Annotated in this window: 12 protein-coding genes and 1 riboswitch; of the genes, 1 reads left to right on the top strand and 11 read right to left on the bottom strand. The window is 44.3% G+C overall.

What is annotated here, in order from left to right; all coding sequences use genetic code 11:
- Positions 1-65: 65 nt before the first annotated feature.
- The 9 genes from J4N23_RS15315 to J4N23_RS15275 form a co-directional block, all read right to left on the bottom strand.
- Positions 66-647 carry a hypothetical protein gene (locus J4N23_RS15315; protein ID WP_207428538.1) on the bottom strand — a complete coding sequence of 194 codons (582 nt, stop codon included), beginning with the start codon at positions 645-647 and terminating at the stop codon, positions 66-68.
- A gap of 53 nt (positions 648-700) precedes the next feature.
- Positions 701-931 (bottom strand): PLD nuclease N-terminal domain-containing protein, encoded by a 231-nt coding sequence (locus J4N23_RS15310; protein ID WP_207428537.1) that lies wholly within the window; start codon positions 929-931, stop codon positions 701-703.
- 109 nt (positions 932-1040) lie between these two features.
- Positions 1041-2531 carry a UxaA family hydrolase gene (locus J4N23_RS15305; RefSeq protein WP_207428536.1) on the bottom strand — a complete coding sequence of 497 codons (1491 nt, stop codon included), beginning with the start codon at positions 2529-2531 and terminating at the stop codon, positions 1041-1043.
- A gap of 92 nt (positions 2532-2623) precedes the next feature.
- Positions 2624-4069, bottom strand: a complete 1446-nt coding sequence (locus J4N23_RS15300) for a tagaturonate reductase (RefSeq protein WP_207428535.1) — start codon at positions 4067-4069, stop codon at positions 2624-2626.
- Positions 4070-4234: 165 nt separating this feature from the next.
- Complete coding sequence (locus J4N23_RS15295; protein WP_370527285.1) at positions 4235-5251, bottom strand: sugar kinase; 1017 nt, start codon at positions 5249-5251, stop codon at positions 4235-4237.
- The gene (gene uxaC, locus J4N23_RS15290; protein ID WP_207428533.1) at positions 5248-6648 is read right to left on the bottom strand and encodes a glucuronate isomerase; all 1401 of its coding nucleotides are present in this window, start codon (positions 6646-6648) and stop codon (positions 5248-5250) included. Before uxaC ends, J4N23_RS15295 begins: the two co-directional genes overlap by 4 nt.
- A gap of 36 nt (positions 6649-6684) precedes the next feature.
- Positions 6685-8337 carry a UxaA family hydrolase gene (locus J4N23_RS15285; RefSeq protein WP_207428532.1) on the bottom strand — a complete coding sequence of 551 codons (1653 nt, stop codon included), beginning with the start codon at positions 8335-8337 and terminating at the stop codon, positions 6685-6687.
- 114 nt (positions 8338-8451) lie between these two features.
- The gene (locus J4N23_RS15280) at positions 8452-10377 is read right to left on the bottom strand and encodes a glycoside hydrolase family 88 protein (protein ID WP_207428531.1); all 1926 of its coding nucleotides are present in this window, start codon (positions 10375-10377) and stop codon (positions 8452-8454) included.
- Positions 10378-10391: 14 nt separating this feature from the next.
- A complete protein-coding gene (locus J4N23_RS15275) occupies positions 10392-12074 on the bottom strand; it encodes a glycoside hydrolase family 28 protein (protein WP_370527284.1) in 1683 nt (560 codons plus the stop codon).
- Positions 12075-12374: 300 nt separating this feature from the next.
- Positions 12375-12516, top strand: a riboswitch (TPP riboswitch).
- A 41-nt stretch (positions 12517-12557) separates the two neighbouring features.
- Here J4N23_RS15275 and J4N23_RS15270 point away from each other — a divergent pair.
- Complete coding sequence (locus J4N23_RS15270) at positions 12558-14915, top strand: TonB-dependent receptor (protein WP_370527283.1); 2358 nt, start codon at positions 12558-12560, stop codon at positions 14913-14915.
- A gap of 57 nt (positions 14916-14972) precedes the next feature.
- On the opposite strand, the gene J4N23_RS15265 is transcribed toward J4N23_RS15270, so the two are convergent.
- Entirely contained in the window at positions 14973-17102 is a 2130-nt protein-coding gene (locus J4N23_RS15265; protein WP_207428530.1) for an OmpA family protein, read from the bottom strand.
- Positions 17103-17119: 17 nt separating this feature from the next.
- On the bottom strand, positions 17120-18052 hold the full coding sequence (locus tag J4N23_RS15260) for a type IX secretion system membrane protein PorP/SprF (protein ID WP_207428528.1): 933 nt from the start codon (positions 18050-18052) through the stop codon (positions 17120-17122).
- Position 18053 lies beyond the last annotated feature (1 nt).

Raw genomic sequence — 18053 nt, 5'->3', positions numbered from 1 at the left:
CAGTAAGGTTATTAGAGTAAAAATAACAATCGTTTGAAGTTAAACGAAAAATATTTTCACGATTCCTACAGTTTGAACTTCAATCCTAAGGGCAATCCTGTAAAAACGTTCACGGACTTCTTCTCCTCATTATTAACCAACCCAAAATACGCCCTGTTGGTGACTAAAAGTGGCGAAAATCGCAAGTACAGCCTATCACCCATTCGTACATCCAGAGAAATACTAACATTTAAGGCAGCCCCAAAGTAGTTGTTGTGATTATCCCAATAGGCATGTACGGCACCAGCACCTATTCCAGTCTCCAACTGTAGTTGCTGCTTTACCAGAGGTTTAACGAAATAGTAATTGAAGCTGAGCATGCTGAGATTGGTAGGAATATCAACTTCGCGGTGTAAGCCCCAAGCGCCTAAATGACGTGAGTGATCATAGGAGATGCCGAACCGCCGCTTAGCGGAGCTATTTTTTTGATACTCAAAAAAGGTACGTACACCAATCGAATTGTAACTGTCGGCCAAGAAGCCGGTCTCAAACTGAATGTACCGGTCCTTTTCTGCGTTAACTTCCGTGGACTGACAAAAAGCCGCAAAAGACATACTAACACAAATAAGAACAGTCGTTGAAATAGAAAGAAAGGTAAGACTTTTCATATATAGTGATAAGGATTTGAAATAAAAGCACGAATTGCAGACAATCTACGAACCTAGGCTCGTTGTATTTTCCCTGTCCGTCCAATCACAAAATACAGCAGCGCTCCCAGCACGGGCATTAGCAATACAATCAAGGCCCAAACAACCTTCGTTGCCGAGTCCTTAAAGCTCGAACGCACAATATCTACGAAGGCTATCACCATGAGCGTTAAAGGTAGAACTCCCAGGAAAAGGATCAACACGAGCTCTGGAGTTCCAAGGTTCAGGAAAAGGAGTGATTTCATTCTGGATAATTTCTTAAAAATACACTTTCTGGGAGAAAAACCAGCAAGCCAAAAAACAAAAAAGGAGCATCATTGCTGATACTCCTCCATTATTATGAACTTAAAAAAATTACAGGGTTACGCCAGTTTTGAAGATAGCAATCTCGCGGAAGCCGTTCTTCTCGTGATGTGCTTTCTCACCATTGGCAATGCTGATAATCTTATTGGCAAACTCTTTCAACGCTTCGTCAAAAGTCTTATCCTCAGCAAGAGGTCCAGCATTATAGTCGATCCAGTGAGGCTTCTTAGTAGCCAACTCATTGTTCGTTGATATTTTCAGGGTTGGGATAAAGCTTCCGAATGGAGTACCACGCCCTGTAGTAAACAATACCAAATGACAGCCAGAAGCGCCTAGAGCTGTAGTAGCAACTAAGTCGTTACCGGGTGCTGAAAGTAAGTTTAAACCTTTCGTTTTCACCCGCTCGCCATACTTAAGAACGTCCACTACGTTTGCAATACCACCTTTTTGGGTACAGCCCAGCGACTTATCCTCAAGGGTAGTAATACCACCCGCTTTATTACCCGGGGAAGGGTTTTCGTAAATAGGCTGTTTCTGATCAATGAAGTACTGTTTAAAGTCGTTGATCAGGTGAACCGTCTTGTCAAAAACTTCTTCGTTCACACAGCGGCTCATTAAGATAGTCTCTGCTCCAAACATCTCCGGAACCTCAGTCAGGATGGTAGTTCCTCCCTGGCTAATCAACCAGTCGGAGAAATAACCTAACAGCGGATTCGCGGTAATACCAGACAAACCATCAGAACCACCACACTTTAAACCAACTTTAAGTTCGGCAACAGGAATCGGTTCACGTTTGTCCTGACGAACTACTTCGTAAATCTCTTTTAGCAATGCTTTCGCATCTTCTACCTCATCTGAGGTACTCTGACTTGATAAGAACTTGATACGGCTTCTATCGTAGTTACCTAAAGAGGCTTCAAACTCGTCAATTTTGTTATTCTCGCAACCTAGGCCAAGGATTAAAACACCTCCGGCATTTGGATGCAGTGCAATATCTCCCAGAATCTGACGAGTGTTCTCGTGGTCATCTCCCAACTGAGAGCAACCATAGCTGTGCTTAAACACCTCGATTCCTTCGATATCAGTTGGGTTTTCTTCAGCTTTAAACTCACGGATGATTTGTTCAGCGATACCATTCACACAACCTACTGTAGGAACAATCCAAATCTCGTTGCGGATACCTACTTCTCCGTTCGCACGGCGGTAGCCATTGAACGTGCGGTTTTCGAATGCGTGAGGAAGTTCGCTAAGTAATTGAGGTTCGTAAGAGTAATCAAAAACATCTTTCAAATTAGTCTTAACGTTCTGAACGTGTACGTGCTCTCCCATCTTGATGTCTGCAATAGCATGACCGATAGGGTAACCATACTTAATAATATCCGATCCGCTGGCAATATCCTCAGTAGCAATCTTGTGTCCGCGTTCAACGTCGCTAATAACGATAATGCGTTTCCCTTCAACTTCAATCACATCGCCTACACTGAAGCTTTTCAGTGCAATAATTACATTATCCTTCGAATGTATTTTAATAAACTCTTTCATGTATATCTCAATTCCTTCAACAGAAAACCTGTACCTCTAACGTACAAATTTACCTAAAAGATACAGGTCTTCTGTCTGTATAGTGTTAATAATTAAACAGTTTCGATTGCTTTCTGCATTCCATTGTTTACAATGCTTGCAAGATGCTTTGTTACTGCAGCAGACAAACCTTCTACTTTAGTAAGGTCCATCTTCCAATTTTTCTCAAACGACAGAACGGTAGATACAACTGATTCCAGCGACTCATCTGTACCGTCGTATTGTGCCCAGGCTGTTTTCAAAAGCTCTAACAATGGAGCATCGTCATTTAAAGCAATAGCTTCCTCGCCACGTTTACCTCTGTAGAAAGCAATAGTCGCAGCTAATGAGAAGCTTAATTTTTGTGGAACGCTGCCTTTTCTCTTGATGTACTCAGTAATCGAAGGCAATACGCGGGTTTCGAACTTAGACCATGAGTTCAGAGAAATGCTCATCAGCAAGTGCTTAATATAAGGGTTACGGAACCGCTCGATCACATCGTTCGCAAACTGCTCCAGCTCCTCTTTTGGTAAGTCTAAAGTCGGGATGATCTCTTCGAAGATGGCGTCTTTGATGAACTTACCAACCACCGGATGCTCTACCGATTCTCTCACTGTATCCAATCCATACAAATAAGCGACCGGAACCAGTGTAGTGTGAGCACCGTTCAGAATTCTAACCTTCCGCGTACGGTAAGGGCTCATATCCGGAACGTATTTCACGTCCAAGCCCAGAGAAGGGAAAGGTAGCTCCTGTTGTAACGACTCAGAGGCCTCAATTACCCACAGGTGGAAAGGCTCTGCCTCAACTACTTGTTTATCCTCATAGCCCAGCTCTTCAGTAATTTCAGCGATACGCTCACGTGGATAACCAGGAACGATACGGTCAACCAGCGTATTACTGAAGGTACAAGCCGTATTCAACCAGTTTACAAAGCCTTCCTCCAACTGCCATTTCTCTGCCAGTTGAAGCAAAATCCTTTTCAGGTTATCTGCATTTTTATCAATCAGCTCACAAGGGATAATATGAACTCCCTTTGCCGCATCTCCACTGAAAGTTTTGTACCGGTGATTCAACCAAACTGCAAGTTTCGCAGGATATGAGTTCGGAGGAGTCATAGTCGGTTCATCGTTCTCATCATACGCAATACCAGCTTCGGTAGTATTCGAAATTACGTAACGCATCTCCGGATTTTCAGCTGTCTCCAAATAGGCAGCAAAATCAGTGTATGGGTTGATACCACGGCTGATTACGTCCATCGTTTCATGCGTACTTTCCGCCTTTCCATCCTTCAATCCGCGCAGGTAAAGGGTATAAAGACCATCCTGATCGTTCAGCATGTTCACCATACCGTTTGCAATTGGCTGTACAGCCACTACCGATCCGTCAAACTTTCCGCTTTTATTCAGCTCCTGGAAAAACCAGTCTACAAATGCACGGAGGAAGTTTCCTTCGCCAAACTGAAGGATTTTTTCAGGACGGTTTTTGTATCCTGTGTAGGTTGTTTTATTTAATAGCATCGTATTTTATGTAAAAAGTTAATACTCAATATTTTTATTTGGGCGTGCCCCTCCTTAGGTCGGGTCGGGCTTTTCGCTGCAAGTCCTCGCCGGATCGTTCCTCCCGGCTGTGGGCTTTCCGCTTCAATCCCTCACGCAAGCACTAATCACCGGTACTGCATCCCCCTACACATTATCCGACCGCAACTTTGTAACGGTAAACACATCCTGATCGGTGGCGTCGCCCTGCTCCTGTAGCTTCCCAAAAGCAGCCGCTGTAGCATAATCAACTACATCCTGTGGATTATGCTTGTTATAAAATCCGTAGATCAAGCCTGCCATAAAGCAATCACCACTACCCGAGCGATCAATCACTCCGGTAGTTCTGAACTCTTTCGAATTGTACTGTTCTCCGCCGGTGAATAAGCTGGTATAATACAACAAATTCTGACTATCACTATCAAACCTGAAGGTATTGGCCACCGACTTGCACCTAGGGAACTTGTCCACGATCTCCAGCGATGTCGCTCTAGCATGCTCCAGATAAGCCTCCCTGGTTCCCGTCTCGTGAATCTTTTCATCAACAGAAGTACCTAAAAGACTGTTCGCCGACCAGATATTTCCCATTACCAAATCGCAATGCTGCACCAAAGACGGCATCACTTCTATCGGTTCTTTTCCGTACTTCCACAAACGGGAGCGGTAGTTCAAATCGATGGAAGTAGTAATATTTTTCCTGCTTGCTGCTTCCAGAGCTTCCAGGCAAACGTCGGCTACATTGGCATTTAACGCAGGACTTATCGCCGTAAGGTTAAACCAGGAAACATCGCGAAAGACCTTATCCCAATCGATCATCCCTCTTTTTAATTCTGAAAAAGAAGAACGGTCGCGGTCGTAGATCACACTGCTTTTCAAGTCTGCGCCACGATCGAGGTAATACACGCCGACACGGTCTCCTGAAAGAAGTATAGAAGACGTGTAAATTCCTCTATACTCCAGGTAATCAATGATATATTCAGACATGAAGTTATCAGGTAGAACGCTGCAATACTTTACAGGAACGTTCCATCCTGCCAAAGCGGTAGCCGTATTAGCCTCCGCCCCTCCCATGTATAGCAGGAACGGATTTTTCTCGGATACCTCAATGGGTGCAGGAGAAACACGCAGAAGCAGCTCTCCGAAGCACAAAACTTTACTTATCACTGTCCGATATAATTTTTAGCGTTATAGTAACAAATATCCTTCACCACTTTTCCTACCCACTCGATATCGTTAGGAATTTCTCCGTTCTCGATATCGTCTCCAAACAGATTACAAAGGATCCGTCTGAAGTACTCGTGACGAGGATAAGACAAGAAGCTTCTTGAATCGGTAAGCATACCAATAAAGCGACTTAAAAGTCCCATGTTCGAAAGGGCATTCATTTGTTTGATCATGCCGTCTTTTTGATCAAGGAACCACCATCCTGAACCAAACTGAACTTTGCCAGCAACTGAACCATCATTGAAGTTACCGACCATGGTAGCCATCAACTCATTATCTGCCGGGTTCAGGTTGTAAAGGATTGTCTTCGCCAATTTATCTTCTGTATCCAGCTTATTCAGGAACTTAGAGATCTGACGAGCCTGGCTAAAGTCACCTATAGAATCCCAACCTGTATCAGGACCCAGGATAGTAAGCATCCGAGTATTGTTGTTGCGCAAAGCCCCAAGGTGAAACTGCTGCACCCATCCTTTTTCATGATCCCAAACAGCAAAGTAAATTAACATTGCTGATTTGAATTTCAATACTTCTTCTTGAGTTAAAGCCTGATTAGCACGGATCTTTCCGAAGATCGCTTTGATTTCTGCATCCGTATAATCTTCTGCATATATCTGCTCCAATCCATGGTCAGAGATTCTCGCTCCGTTTTCATGGAAGAAATCATGGCGTTGCTTTAATGCCGACAGGTACGTATCAAAATCAGAAATGCTAAGATTAGTTACAGATTCTAATTTATCAATGTACGCATTTAAACCTGCTACATCCTCCGCTGCCATCGCTTTATCAGGACGGAAAGTTGGACGAGCTGTAATACCAAAGTTATCGTTATTAATAACCTTATGCCATTCTAATGAATCAGTCGGATCATCTGTGGTTCCTACCAATTCAACTTTCTGCATCTTCAGTAAGTTCCTAACCGAATACTCCTTTGTTTGAAGCTTTGAAGTACATTCATCATAGATCTTTCTTGCCGACTTACCGTCAAGGATATCGGTAACCCCAAAATAGCGCTGAAGCTCCAGATGCGTCCAGTGGTAAAGCGGGTTGCGAAGGGTGTAAGGCACCGTCTCAGCCCACTTTTCAAATTTTTCAAAATCACTTTTGTTGCCGGTGATGTAACTCTCATCCACACCGTTGGTGCGCATTGCACGCCATTTATAGTGGTCGCCGTAAAGCCACACTTGCGTTAAGTTTTCAAACGTTATGTCTTTTGCAATTTGCTCCGGAATCAAATGGTTATGGTAGTCAATAATCGGCATGTCCTTCGCAAACTCGTGATAAAGCTGCTGGGCCGTTTTGGTATTTAATAAGAAATTCTCGTCTAAAAACTTTTTCATTTCCCTCGTTAAATATTTGTCTGTTTATAAATCTTCCTATAATGAAACCCCACGTTTCCAGGGGATAAAATCATCCTGCTCTAACCGAACTGCGTTCACTTCCACTTCGCCGCTTGCCACCCTGATCACGTAATCAAGAATACGCTCTCCAGCCTGTTCAATCGTTTCCTCACCCTCGATAATCGTTCCTGTGTTCAGATCGATGATATCATGCATCCGCTGATACAGGGTAGTGTTACTTGCGACCTTGACTACCGGAGCAATTGGGTTACCGGTTGGCGTTCCCAGACCTGTGGTAAACAGCACCACTGTCGCTCCCGCCGCTACTTCCGCTGTAGTAGATTCAACGTCGTTTCCGGGAGTGCACAACAGATTTAAACCGGGTTTAGTCACCTTATCGGGATAACCAAGCACATCCATAACCGGAGAAGTGCCGCCTTTTTTAGCCGCGCCAGCTGATTTTATTGCGTCTGTAATCAACCCATCTTTAATGTTTCCGGGAGAAGGATTCATATCAAATCCAGAACCTACTGCCTCCGCTTGCTCACTATACACTTTCATAAGATAAGAAAAGCGTTCGGCTGTGGCAGTATCAATACATCGATCGCTGATATTTTGTTCTACTCCGCACAACTCAGGAAATTCGGCAAGGATTACCGATCCGCCCAGCGCTACTAACAAATCAGAAGTATAACCAATTGCCGGGTTAGCAGAGATTCCAGAGAAGCCGTCAGATCCTCCACACTCCAGTCCGATGCAAAGCTTACTTAATGGAGCCGGTTCACGCTTGCATTGATCAGCCTGAATAAGGCCAGCAAAGGTTTGTTTTATTGCGAGCGAGATCAGTTCAGGCTCGGTCCCAATCTTCTGTTGCTCCAGCACATAAAGCGGCTTATCAAAATGAGGACTGCGTTTTCGGATCTCCTCTTCCAGAATACGCACTTGCGCATGCTGACAGCCGAGGCTTAAAACGGTAGCGCCGGCAACATTCGGATGCGTGATGTAACCTGCAAGAAGAGCGCATAAAGCGATGGCATCCTGCTGAGTTCCACCGCAGCCCCCACTGTGCGTTAGAAATTTAACACCGTCGACGTTCTTGAATAAACGCTTACTCTCCTGCTGGATTTCAGCAATGGAAAGGTCTGCACTTAGAATCGTATTAACATCTGCTCCAGACCTGTACAGATCAATAAGTTGCTTTGCCTGCTTGGCGTAGCCTTTTTCTTTCCGATAACCCAGTTGGTCAACCAGGGCATCTTCCAGAACTTCCAGGTTGCGGTTTTCGCAAAAAACCATCGGGATCACTAACCAATAATTGGCAGTACCAACGCTTCCATCAGACCGGTGGTAACCATAAAAAACTTTAGACTCGAATTTGCTGACATCAGGCGGAGTCCAGGAGGTTTTTCTCTCACCAATAGTGAAACTGCTTGCAGCGTGCTTCAAATTAGCCGTAGAGAGCCATGCACCTTTTGCAACATCGCTTTGTGTTTTTCCAACTAATACCCCATACATAATCACCTCAGAGCCCTGCGGCAGATCAACCTGTGCGAACTTATGCTTGGCCGGGATGTTTTCCTTCAGCTCGTATTGCTCCCCGTTAAATGCCACAAGTTCCCCCTGTTGCAGATCTGTTAAAGCAACTAAGACGTTATCATCCGGGTGAACCTTTAATACTTTTTGCTTCATTTAATGGAGTAGAATTGACTGTTTAGGATAAATAACTGCTATCTAACCTTGCAAACTTATATAATCTCTTAATAAAAACACTGCGCTAACTATCATGCAGTGTTATGTTTAATATTACCTGGCAGGAACCTGATTTACCAGCCAGTAAACCAAGTCTGTCGCTGCCTTGAAATTCTCGTACTGCGCCGGCAACTTCCGTCCGTCTACATACTCATTGTAAAACCATGGATCTCCCACTGCGAAAACAGTCCCTTTGCCCACTTGTGCACTGGCCATGATTACGTTTTTACCTGAAGTAAAAGCTGGTTTAGCTGGTGAAGAAAGGTTTAAAGTGCTTATTTCTTTGATATACACTTTCTTTGCTGTCTGGAAAATCGGGTGCTTTTTGGGGATTGCGAATGCGCCGGTTTCATACTGATCGTTCTTCACGGCGTTAACCATATCCTCATTAAACCGAATACCAAAACGCTCTGACAAAGTATTAAACTTCTTCAGCTCGGCGTTGGTATGATCATTGGTCATCAGGACTAAAACACCTCCATTGTGCACCCATTTATACAGCTCATCAGCAGACTGAGCAGTCATGAAATTTGGAGCTGCTGTTTCTTTTTCTGTATCCGGATCAACAATGATATAGATATCCGAATTCTGAAGATTCGCAGCGGTTGGAGCTGCAGTCAAGCTGTTCAAGCTGGCACCAGCATTCTTAAAGATATTACCTAGTAAGGAAAACCCGCTGTTTGCATTGTCTTCCCATGTATAGTGATAGCGCGAGATAATTCCCGTTGGGTCCTTTTTGTATTCGTTGTTGAAGTAATAATCCAATGTGATGGTTTTCCCCAGACCTGGTTTTGGCATCGCTCTAAGGTCCATTTCATTAGCTGCCAGGATAAACGCACCTACGCCTTTTGGATCGTTGGTGATCACTTTCTCGCTTAAATAGTACTCATAGCTGCCGTCGCGATACGGACTTCCTCCAAGACCAGAAACGCTTACGGTTTTAGTCAGGTTCACCCTATCCGCATTCACCACCTCGATGAACTCTTTCTGCAAACCCTGATAGCCTTTTTCAACAACCGGAAGATAACTTTGAGGAAGATAACCTAAACGGATTCCTTTGGCGAGAGCATACACAAACATGCTGGAAGCAGAGGACTCCAGGTAATTTCCTTTACCAGTAGGCCTGTCAAGAATATCGTACCAAACTCCAGACTTAGCATCCTGCACTTTTTGTACTGCTGTTGCAAAACGGTTCAAAATAGCAATTACAGAATCCCTTTTAGGATGATTAGCAGGGAAATACTCAAGGGCATCTACCAATCCCATTCCGTACCAGCCCATCGCCCGTCCCCAGAAATGAGGAGAACGACCTGTTTCCTTATCTGCCCATTTTTGCTGTCTAGACTCATCGTAACCATGATACAATAATCCTGTTGCCGGATGAACGGAATGCTTTTCCATAAGGATAAACTGACGTGCAATGTCGTTGAAGGCTTCATGGTCATTCGTCATAGCAGCGTACTCTGCATAAAAGGGCTGACCCATGTATAGTCCGTCCAACCACATTTGGTAAGGATATACTTTCTTGTGCCAGAAGCCGCCTTCATTGGTACGTGGATGCGTGCTCAACTGCTGACGTAGCAACTGTGCTGCTTTTAGATACTTTTCCTGCCCCGTTACTTTGTACAGAACAAGAAGTGCACGACCGTTTTTAACGTTATCAATATTGTAGTCTGCAAGCTTATAAGTGCGGATACTTCCATCTGGCTGAATGAAAAGATCCATTCCTCTTTTAATGAAATCGAAGTACTTTCCATCTCCGGTTCTCTTCCATACAGCAGCAATTCCTTCCATCACCGTCCCCTGATCGTACGTCCATTTTGCCGGGCGTCCTGTCCACATGGAATCTCTCCAACGCTCCATGGCAGTAGCAGCCAGCCTTTCAGATACAGGCTTGGTAGTTTTTCCCTGGGCAGAAACGAATAAACCCTGGCAACTAAATGCCAGGATTAGAACAGCTATAACAGAAATTTTTTTCATGAATGGTAAATAGGTTATTTACTGATTTTTAGTGCTTTCTTTTTATTGACATCAGTGCCAAATTCAGCGGGCGTCTTTGCATCGGCAGTTTTGGTGTTAACAACGTTTATATTCGAAGAAGTTTCGCCTGTGATATTAAAGAGCACCTCTGCGCCTTGATTATACTTTAACCCGTCGAAGGTCAACGCTGAACTTCTTGCGATATTCACAACCGGTCTCGTGTCCTCGGCGATCACATGAATATTTTTAAAGTATAAATTTTTAGCCTCTTCGATCTCTACACCTTTTTTTGCTCTCAAGGTCATATTCTCAAGGAAAAGGCTGTGGATGTTCATTTCAGGAAGACCCCTCACAAAGATTGCTTTCTCTGCGCCATCTGCAACAACATTACTGATATAGATATTTTTGAATTGGGGTGTTTCTTCTGTTACCGGAAGTAAAACCACCTTCGGTGCATCACGTTTTTCTCCGGCTAAGGCAACCGGATCAATCGCTGCATAGTACATGTCGAAAAGAATTGCTTCACCTGGAATATCCTTCATATTGATGTTTTTGATGAAGATGTTTTCAACTACTCCACCGCGGCCGCGGGTTGTTTTGAAACGCAGGCCGATATCAGTTCCAATGAAGGTACAATCGGAAACATAAATATTTCTTGCTCCGCCAGACATTTCGCTACCAATAACGAAACCACCATGGGCTGAATACACGACGCAATTTCTGACGATCACGTTCTCGGTAGGCATCGCCCGTTTTCTTCCCTGCTCATCGCGACCTGACTTGATACAAATACCATCATCACCAACATCAAAAGAGCTGTTCTCCACCAGTACATTTTTACACGACTCCAGGTCGAGCCCATCTCCGTTTTGCCCATACCAGGGGTTGCGAACAGTTAAGTTTCTGATGGTGATATTTTGCGACATCAATGGGTGAAGATTCCAGGCCGGAGAGTTTTGGAACGTTACCCCTTCCAACAAAATCTTGTCACATTTTGTCAAGACTAACAGATTGGGACGCAAGAAATCCTTAATCTCTTCATAATCTTTCAGCGTTTTTCCTGGAGCGATTACACCTGCATTTTTAATCTTAGAAGCTTTTAACGCCGCTTCGCTTGGGTACCAGGATTTTTTATCCTCACTCACCACGCCGCCTGAAGCAAGTAGCTTCTTCCACTGGCTATCTGTTTGCTTGTCCCTTTTCACCATTCTCCAAGCTTGTCCGTTACCATCAATTATACCCTTTCCGGTGATAGCAACGTTAACCAAATTGGTTCCCGAAATGGGAGATTGATTTCTGACAGCGGCTAAACCTTCCCAGTTAGTTTCCACCAGCTTGTACTGACTTTTGTCGGCAGTAAAAGTTAAAAGGGCATCAGATTTCAGGTGCAAGTTCACATTGCTCTTTAGCTCGATTGGACCTGTCAACCAGGTACCACGAGGAATCACCACAACGCCGCCACCCTTGTTACTGCATTCTTCAATTGCTTTATTAATACTGTTGGTGTTCAGAGTAATTCCATCGCTTATGGCTCCAAACTGAACGATGCTTATGGTATCTTTCTCAAATACCGGAACTTCAACTGTTGGTAAGGTAGTAGGCCAGGGTTGCGGCTTAAGCTGCTGGGCAAACGCATCCCCCATCATTACCTGTGCCACTGTTGCCAGGAATGCAGTTACTTTAAGTGTGTGTGTCATTTCGTTTATTAGATTTCGTTTAAAAACGGTTTTTCCCCGCAATATTAATATGCTCGCTGTCGTAGTAACAGGGCATCACTCATTTGTTACAATCTCATTTCCTGCAAATTAATATCGGGAAAATTGACAAAGAGATTAGTTCGAAGCAATTGTAATGAGTTTTGTGAAGAATACGAACACTTTACACGAGAATATTTGTGCAATCGTTTCCGGGAACGATCTCATGAAAGGTCTTCGCTGTGTCAGATTTGAGCACCAGATCACAACACATCAATTCTATCGGCCATTTTCCTATATTTGCACTTCATTTAGGGGTGCCTAAGTTGTCCTCGACAACATCATTTCAGGCTGAGAATATACCCATGGAGAGATCTTACAAAAAGATCTTTTCCGGAACCTGATCCGGGTAATGCCGGCGTAGGGAGGTAAGTTAAATGCATAAGCCCCTGTTATGCATCAGTTTTAACTAAAAAAACAAGAAAGTTGAAAAAGATTTACGTGCTGGCCTTCATGGCTCTGCTAATGCCTTTCATTGCTTTAGCTCAAATTTCCATCAGCGGTACTGTTACCGACAAAACAAACAACCAACCCTTGCCTGGTGCAACTGTTCGTGTAGGCGACAGGTCTGCACAGACGAACGAACAAGGAAGTTTTACCCTAACTAACCTCAACAGAGGAGCCCACACCCTAGTGGTGACATATCTGGGTTATGGCGCCTATTCCAGACCGGTTCAGCTTGATGGGCCACAGAACATTCGAATAGGACTGACGCCTACCAGCCTCCTGGCAGACCAGGTTATTGTAACTGCAACGAGAGCTGGCGAAAAGACTCCTACGACGTTTAGGAATGTAAGCAGAGAAGAACTTGAGAGGAACAATTTAGGTCAGGACTTGCCCTACTTACTAAATCAAACCCCATCTGTAGTAGTTAGCTCGGACGCCGGAGCGGGAATTGGTTATACCGGCATTCGAATCCGCGGAAGCGACCCAACCCGGGTAAATGTTACGATCAACGGTATCCCTTACAATGACCCGGAAAGCCAGGGAACCTTTTGGGTGAACCTGCCCGACTTTGCCTCGTCTGTAGAAAATATCCAGATTCAGCGCGGCGTGGGAACTTCAACGAATGGAGCGGGTGCTTTCGGTGGAAGCTTGAACATCCAGACAACTACCAGAAAGGATTCTGCTTACGCCGAGTTGAATAATTCAATAGGGTCATTTGAAACGATTAAAAATACTGTTTTAGTGGGAACAGGCCTTATCGATAATAAATTCACTTTTGACGGAAGGTTATCCAGGATTAAATCGGACGGCTACATTCAACCCGGCTTTTCGAATCTGAAGTCCTATTTCTTGAGTGGTGCATATTACGGAAAGAAAGACGTTTTGCGTGCTAACGTTTTCTCAGGAAATGAAAGAACTTACCAAGCCTGGAACGGCGTACCAGAAGCGATGCTTCCCTCAAACAGGCGATACAACGGCTTCAACTATGAAGACCAGACCGACAACTATACACAGGACCACTACCAACTTCTGTATACGCATACCTTTTCACCGCGGTTAAATTCGAATGTCGGGCTACATTACACCTACGGTCGCGGTTACTATGAGGAATTTAAAGAAGATCAAGAACTGGCAGACTATGGCTTGGATCCGGTAACAGTAGGCAGCGAGCTGATTGAAAATACAAATCTAGTTCGGCGCAGATGGTTGGATAATGATTTCTACGGAGTCACCTATTCATTGAATTACAAACCTTCCGACTTGTTTGACTTAACCCTCGGCGGGGGATACAACGAATACGATGGCGGTCATTTTGGAGAAGTTATCTGGGCACAATTTGCGTCGAACAGCAGAAACCAAGACCGGTACTATCAGGGCTACGGCTTCAAAACGGATTTTAACATCTATGGAAGAGCCAACTACCAGATCAATAACTTCAACCTCTTCGGTGATCTGCAATACCGCGGTGTCAACTACGACATTAGCGGCCTGGATAAAAACCGGGCAGCAATAGATCAAAACGACCGCCTGCATTTTTTCAATCCTAAAATTGGATTAAGCTATTTGTTAGGTAAGAGTACGTTCTACGGTTCGTTTGCAATAGCTAACAAGGAGCCCAACCGCGACGACTATGTCAATTCAACTCCAGCTACCCGTCCTTCTCATGAAAATCTTAAAAATGTGGAGTTAGGATTTCGCACGTCTCGGGCAGGATTTGCAGCTGGTATCAATGGATATGGAATGTTTTATAAGAATCAATTGGTGTTGACCGGAAGGGTAAACGAAAGTGGGGAGTATATCCGTGAAAACGTCCGCGATAGCTATCGGATAGGTTTAGAAGGAGATATGCGTCTGCGGGTGAACAACAGTCTAAATTGGAATGCCACTGCAAGCATTTCACAAAACAAGGTAGACAGATATGTGGAGTTTGTAGACGACTACGATAATGAGACTCAACAGCAGTATACGCATTACGACACGGATATCGCCTTTTCTCCACGCTTTATCGCTTCTAATGAATTTGCCTATCGTCCGTTCCGAAAAACGGAGATTGCTCTTCTTTCTAAATACGTGAGCAAGCAGTACCTGGACAATACATCCAATGAGGATAGAAAGATATCCGGTTTTTTTGTCAACGATTTGCGCTTGAGTTACAACACGCCCCTCAAGCAGATTAAAAACTTAGGCGTAACGCTTCTTATCAATAACTTGTTTAATGAGTTATACGAATCTAACGGTTATACCTTCAGTTACTTTTCTGGCGGTTTCACCACAGAAAACTATTACTATCCCCAGGCTGAACGCAACTTCCTTCTGCAATTAAGCTTGAAATTTTAATAAAAAAGGCCGGAGCAAAACGCCCCGGCCTCTACTTTACTCCCCTCAAAATAAGCCTTACTTCAAACACCCCTGCAGCGTAACATTTACGCCGTTAGCAATCACAAAAAATTCTGTTCTTCGATTAAGTCGTTGTATATCTTCGGCACTTTCATCTCCCTCTACTGCCAACCGGCTTTTGCCGTAATACTCCGCTTTAATCCGCTTTGCCTCAATTCCGTGCGCTATGAGATAATCTCTCACCGCATTCGACCTTCTTAAAGATAACTTGATATTGTACTCCTCATTAGCACGGCTGTCACAATGACTTGCTGCAACCACTGAGATACCGGGATTCTCTTTTAAAAGCCTTACTACGTGATCCAGGGCTGGAACCGCATCCGGGCGGATTAAAGACTTGTCTACGTCGTAATAAATATTGTGTACTTCGAAAGCCTTGCGAATGGAGTCACAATTAACAATCACCTGCTTCCGCACGGGAGGAACAAGATCAAGGTTGTAGCTTACGCGGATTACCGAATCTTTGCGTATCCCCTTAGTTGTTAATTTTGATTGTGCACTCAAGTAACCTTCCTTTTTCACGTCTGCCTGGTAATCAACTTCTTTATCAAGAGTGATACTGAATTGGCCGTTCCCATCCGTTGACACACTATCCTTTAAATTGAACCCGCTCAAAATGACCCTGCTGTTGGCGATTGCCTTACCGGTCTTTGAATCGCTTACCTTACCCTTTAAAGTTATTGAAAAAGGATTCGATGAGAAACTGTAAATGTCGTCATTCCCTCTGCGGTTGGAGCTAAAATATCCGGTACGACCGTCTTCATTGATGATTGCTGCAAAATCATCTACGGACGAATTCACTGGTGAGCCGAAGTTAACCGGCACTCCTTTGGGCTTAATCCCATCAAGGTTGATATAAAAAAGATCCAAGCCACCAAGTCCAAAGTGGCCGGTGGAGGAAAAGATTAACCCTCCTTTGTTGTCGATAAATGGAAATAGTTCGTTACCCTCGGTGTTAATGATCCCGCCCATGTTAATAGGCTTACTCCAGCTGTTGTCCACTGATTGACGTGTGCAGTAGTAGAGGTCTGATCCTCCGTAGCCCGCTGGCATGTCCGAAGCAAAAATCAGAATCTTTCCATCTTTACTGATGGCAGGGTGTCCTACAGAATATTCGTCGCTATTGAATTCAAAAGGCAGCACCTCGTCAAAATTTTCGCCCGAAGCCGTGAATATCTTAAGCTTGTTGATCCCCTCCTTACTCGAGCCTGCCTTCCGTTTATAGTAGTTGTTCCTTGTAAAAAACAGACTTCCGTTACTGTAGACCGCTGCCGCCTCATGGTACTCTGAATTTACTTTAGATGGCAGCATTTCTACTTTTACCTGTTCGGCTAATACTTTACCAAGCGTATCCTTCACCACCATTGCCGCAAAATGCCCCAGCGTTCTACTGTCGTTACTTGTGGCTTCTGTATCGTCGTCATTAAATTTGTACAACTGCTTCTTATAAGCTTCAGGCCTCTTCTTAACGTCCTGCAGCACGCTATCGGGATTAATCCCTTTTAGCGATTTTATATCGCTCACGGTAAAAAGGTTACTGTAAGGCGTCCCATCCCAGGCGAATACTTTCCGTTTAATTCCCTTGGTTTCACGGTTACTGCTGAAGATCAACCCGCCTTTATAGAATGTTGGAGCGTATTCTGCGGCCGCTGTATTGATGTTAAGATAGGATACGGTATAGCCGTTTGTATTTTTTTTAAGCTGGCCAAGGCTGGGGAAGGCTTTTACAAAGTTGTTAGCCGCAGATTTGTTGTACGTGGACTGCTGATATTTTCTATACCACTGTTCTGCCTTTTCGTATTGCTCCTTCGTCAAAAGCGCTTCAGCATAATTCAAAAGTAGCTGAGGCTTCAACCCCGACTCCTGGCTCAATCGCTCGTACCAATACAAGGCTTGGTCATAATTTTTCAGGTTGCGATAACTGTTCGCCAGCATCTCCTTGGCCTCTTTGTTTTGAGGCTCTGCTTTAACCACTTTCCTCAGCAACGGAACTGCCGCCACATATCTCATTGCATTATACTCTTTCGCAGCTTTTTTAAATACTGCCGATTTACTGCTCTGTGCCTGAGGAAACAGCTCCGCAGAAGCAGTCAACAACACAAATAGTATTAAAAATATCTTTCTCAAAATCGTAAACCTAAACATTAGAAATACCTTGGTGATAGCACTTTTCCTTTTTCAAACCCAAACTCGTAGCGAAGCATAATTTCGTGACTTCCTCCGCTATAACTCTTCAGACTGGTAGTAGTATAATCGTACGCGTACCCCAGTCGCACTTGCGGCGTCACTTGCAGCTCCAGCAGGCCTGCAAACGCTGCGTTCGTTCTATATTGAGCACCGAAAGCGATTGTATTCCTGATCCACAACGTACCATTAAAATCGGCGGCCAATGGCGCACCGCGGACCCCCTTCAAAAGGAAAGAGGGCTTAAAGCTAAAATCCTCTCCTAGCGGCATCACGTATCCCGAAGCAAGGAAAAAGTGAGCCTGTTTCCCTGCGAAAGAATTATCGCCCTCCACCTTCAAGCCCGAAAATTTATTATTCAGCAATTGAGGGGCAGAAAGGCCTATATAAAACCTGTCAGAATTGTAATAGACACCGGTACCAAAATTGGGCATTAGCTTGTTCGTATTTTCCTGAAAAGCCGCGTCATTAGAGCCCCCTTCGTAGTTAAGAGAAACAGATGAGAAATCAGCCCTATACTGGCTCACTCCCGCTTGCAAGCCGAAAGACAAGGACGCCTTGTCCATTCTGATCCGGTAGGCATAACTTGCAAAAGCGCCCGTAGTGCTGGTAATCCCGATTTTATCACTAAATATCTGCACTCCAACCCCCATCCGTTTGTCTTCAATGGGAGCATCGATTGTGAAAGTAGTTGTCCTGGGCGCTCCATCGATACCCGTCCACTGACTACGCAATAAGCCAGTTGCTGAAATCAAATTGCGGCTTCCCGCGTAGGCGGGATTAACAGCCAGGGTATTAAACATGTACTGCGAGTACATCGCTTCTTGCTGCGCCTGGGTAGTGTTCCCTAATCCCGTTAAGAAGACTATGGTTAAAATAAATAGCTTTCTCATC

The sequence above is a fragment of the Pedobacter sp. SYSU D00535 genome, assembly GCF_017355855.1.
Taxonomy (GTDB): Bacteria; Bacteroidota; Bacteroidia; order Sphingobacteriales; family Sphingobacteriaceae; genus Desertivirga.
Note: the sequence above shows the minus strand (reverse complement) of the source record. Positions and strands in the feature narration are given on the sequence as shown.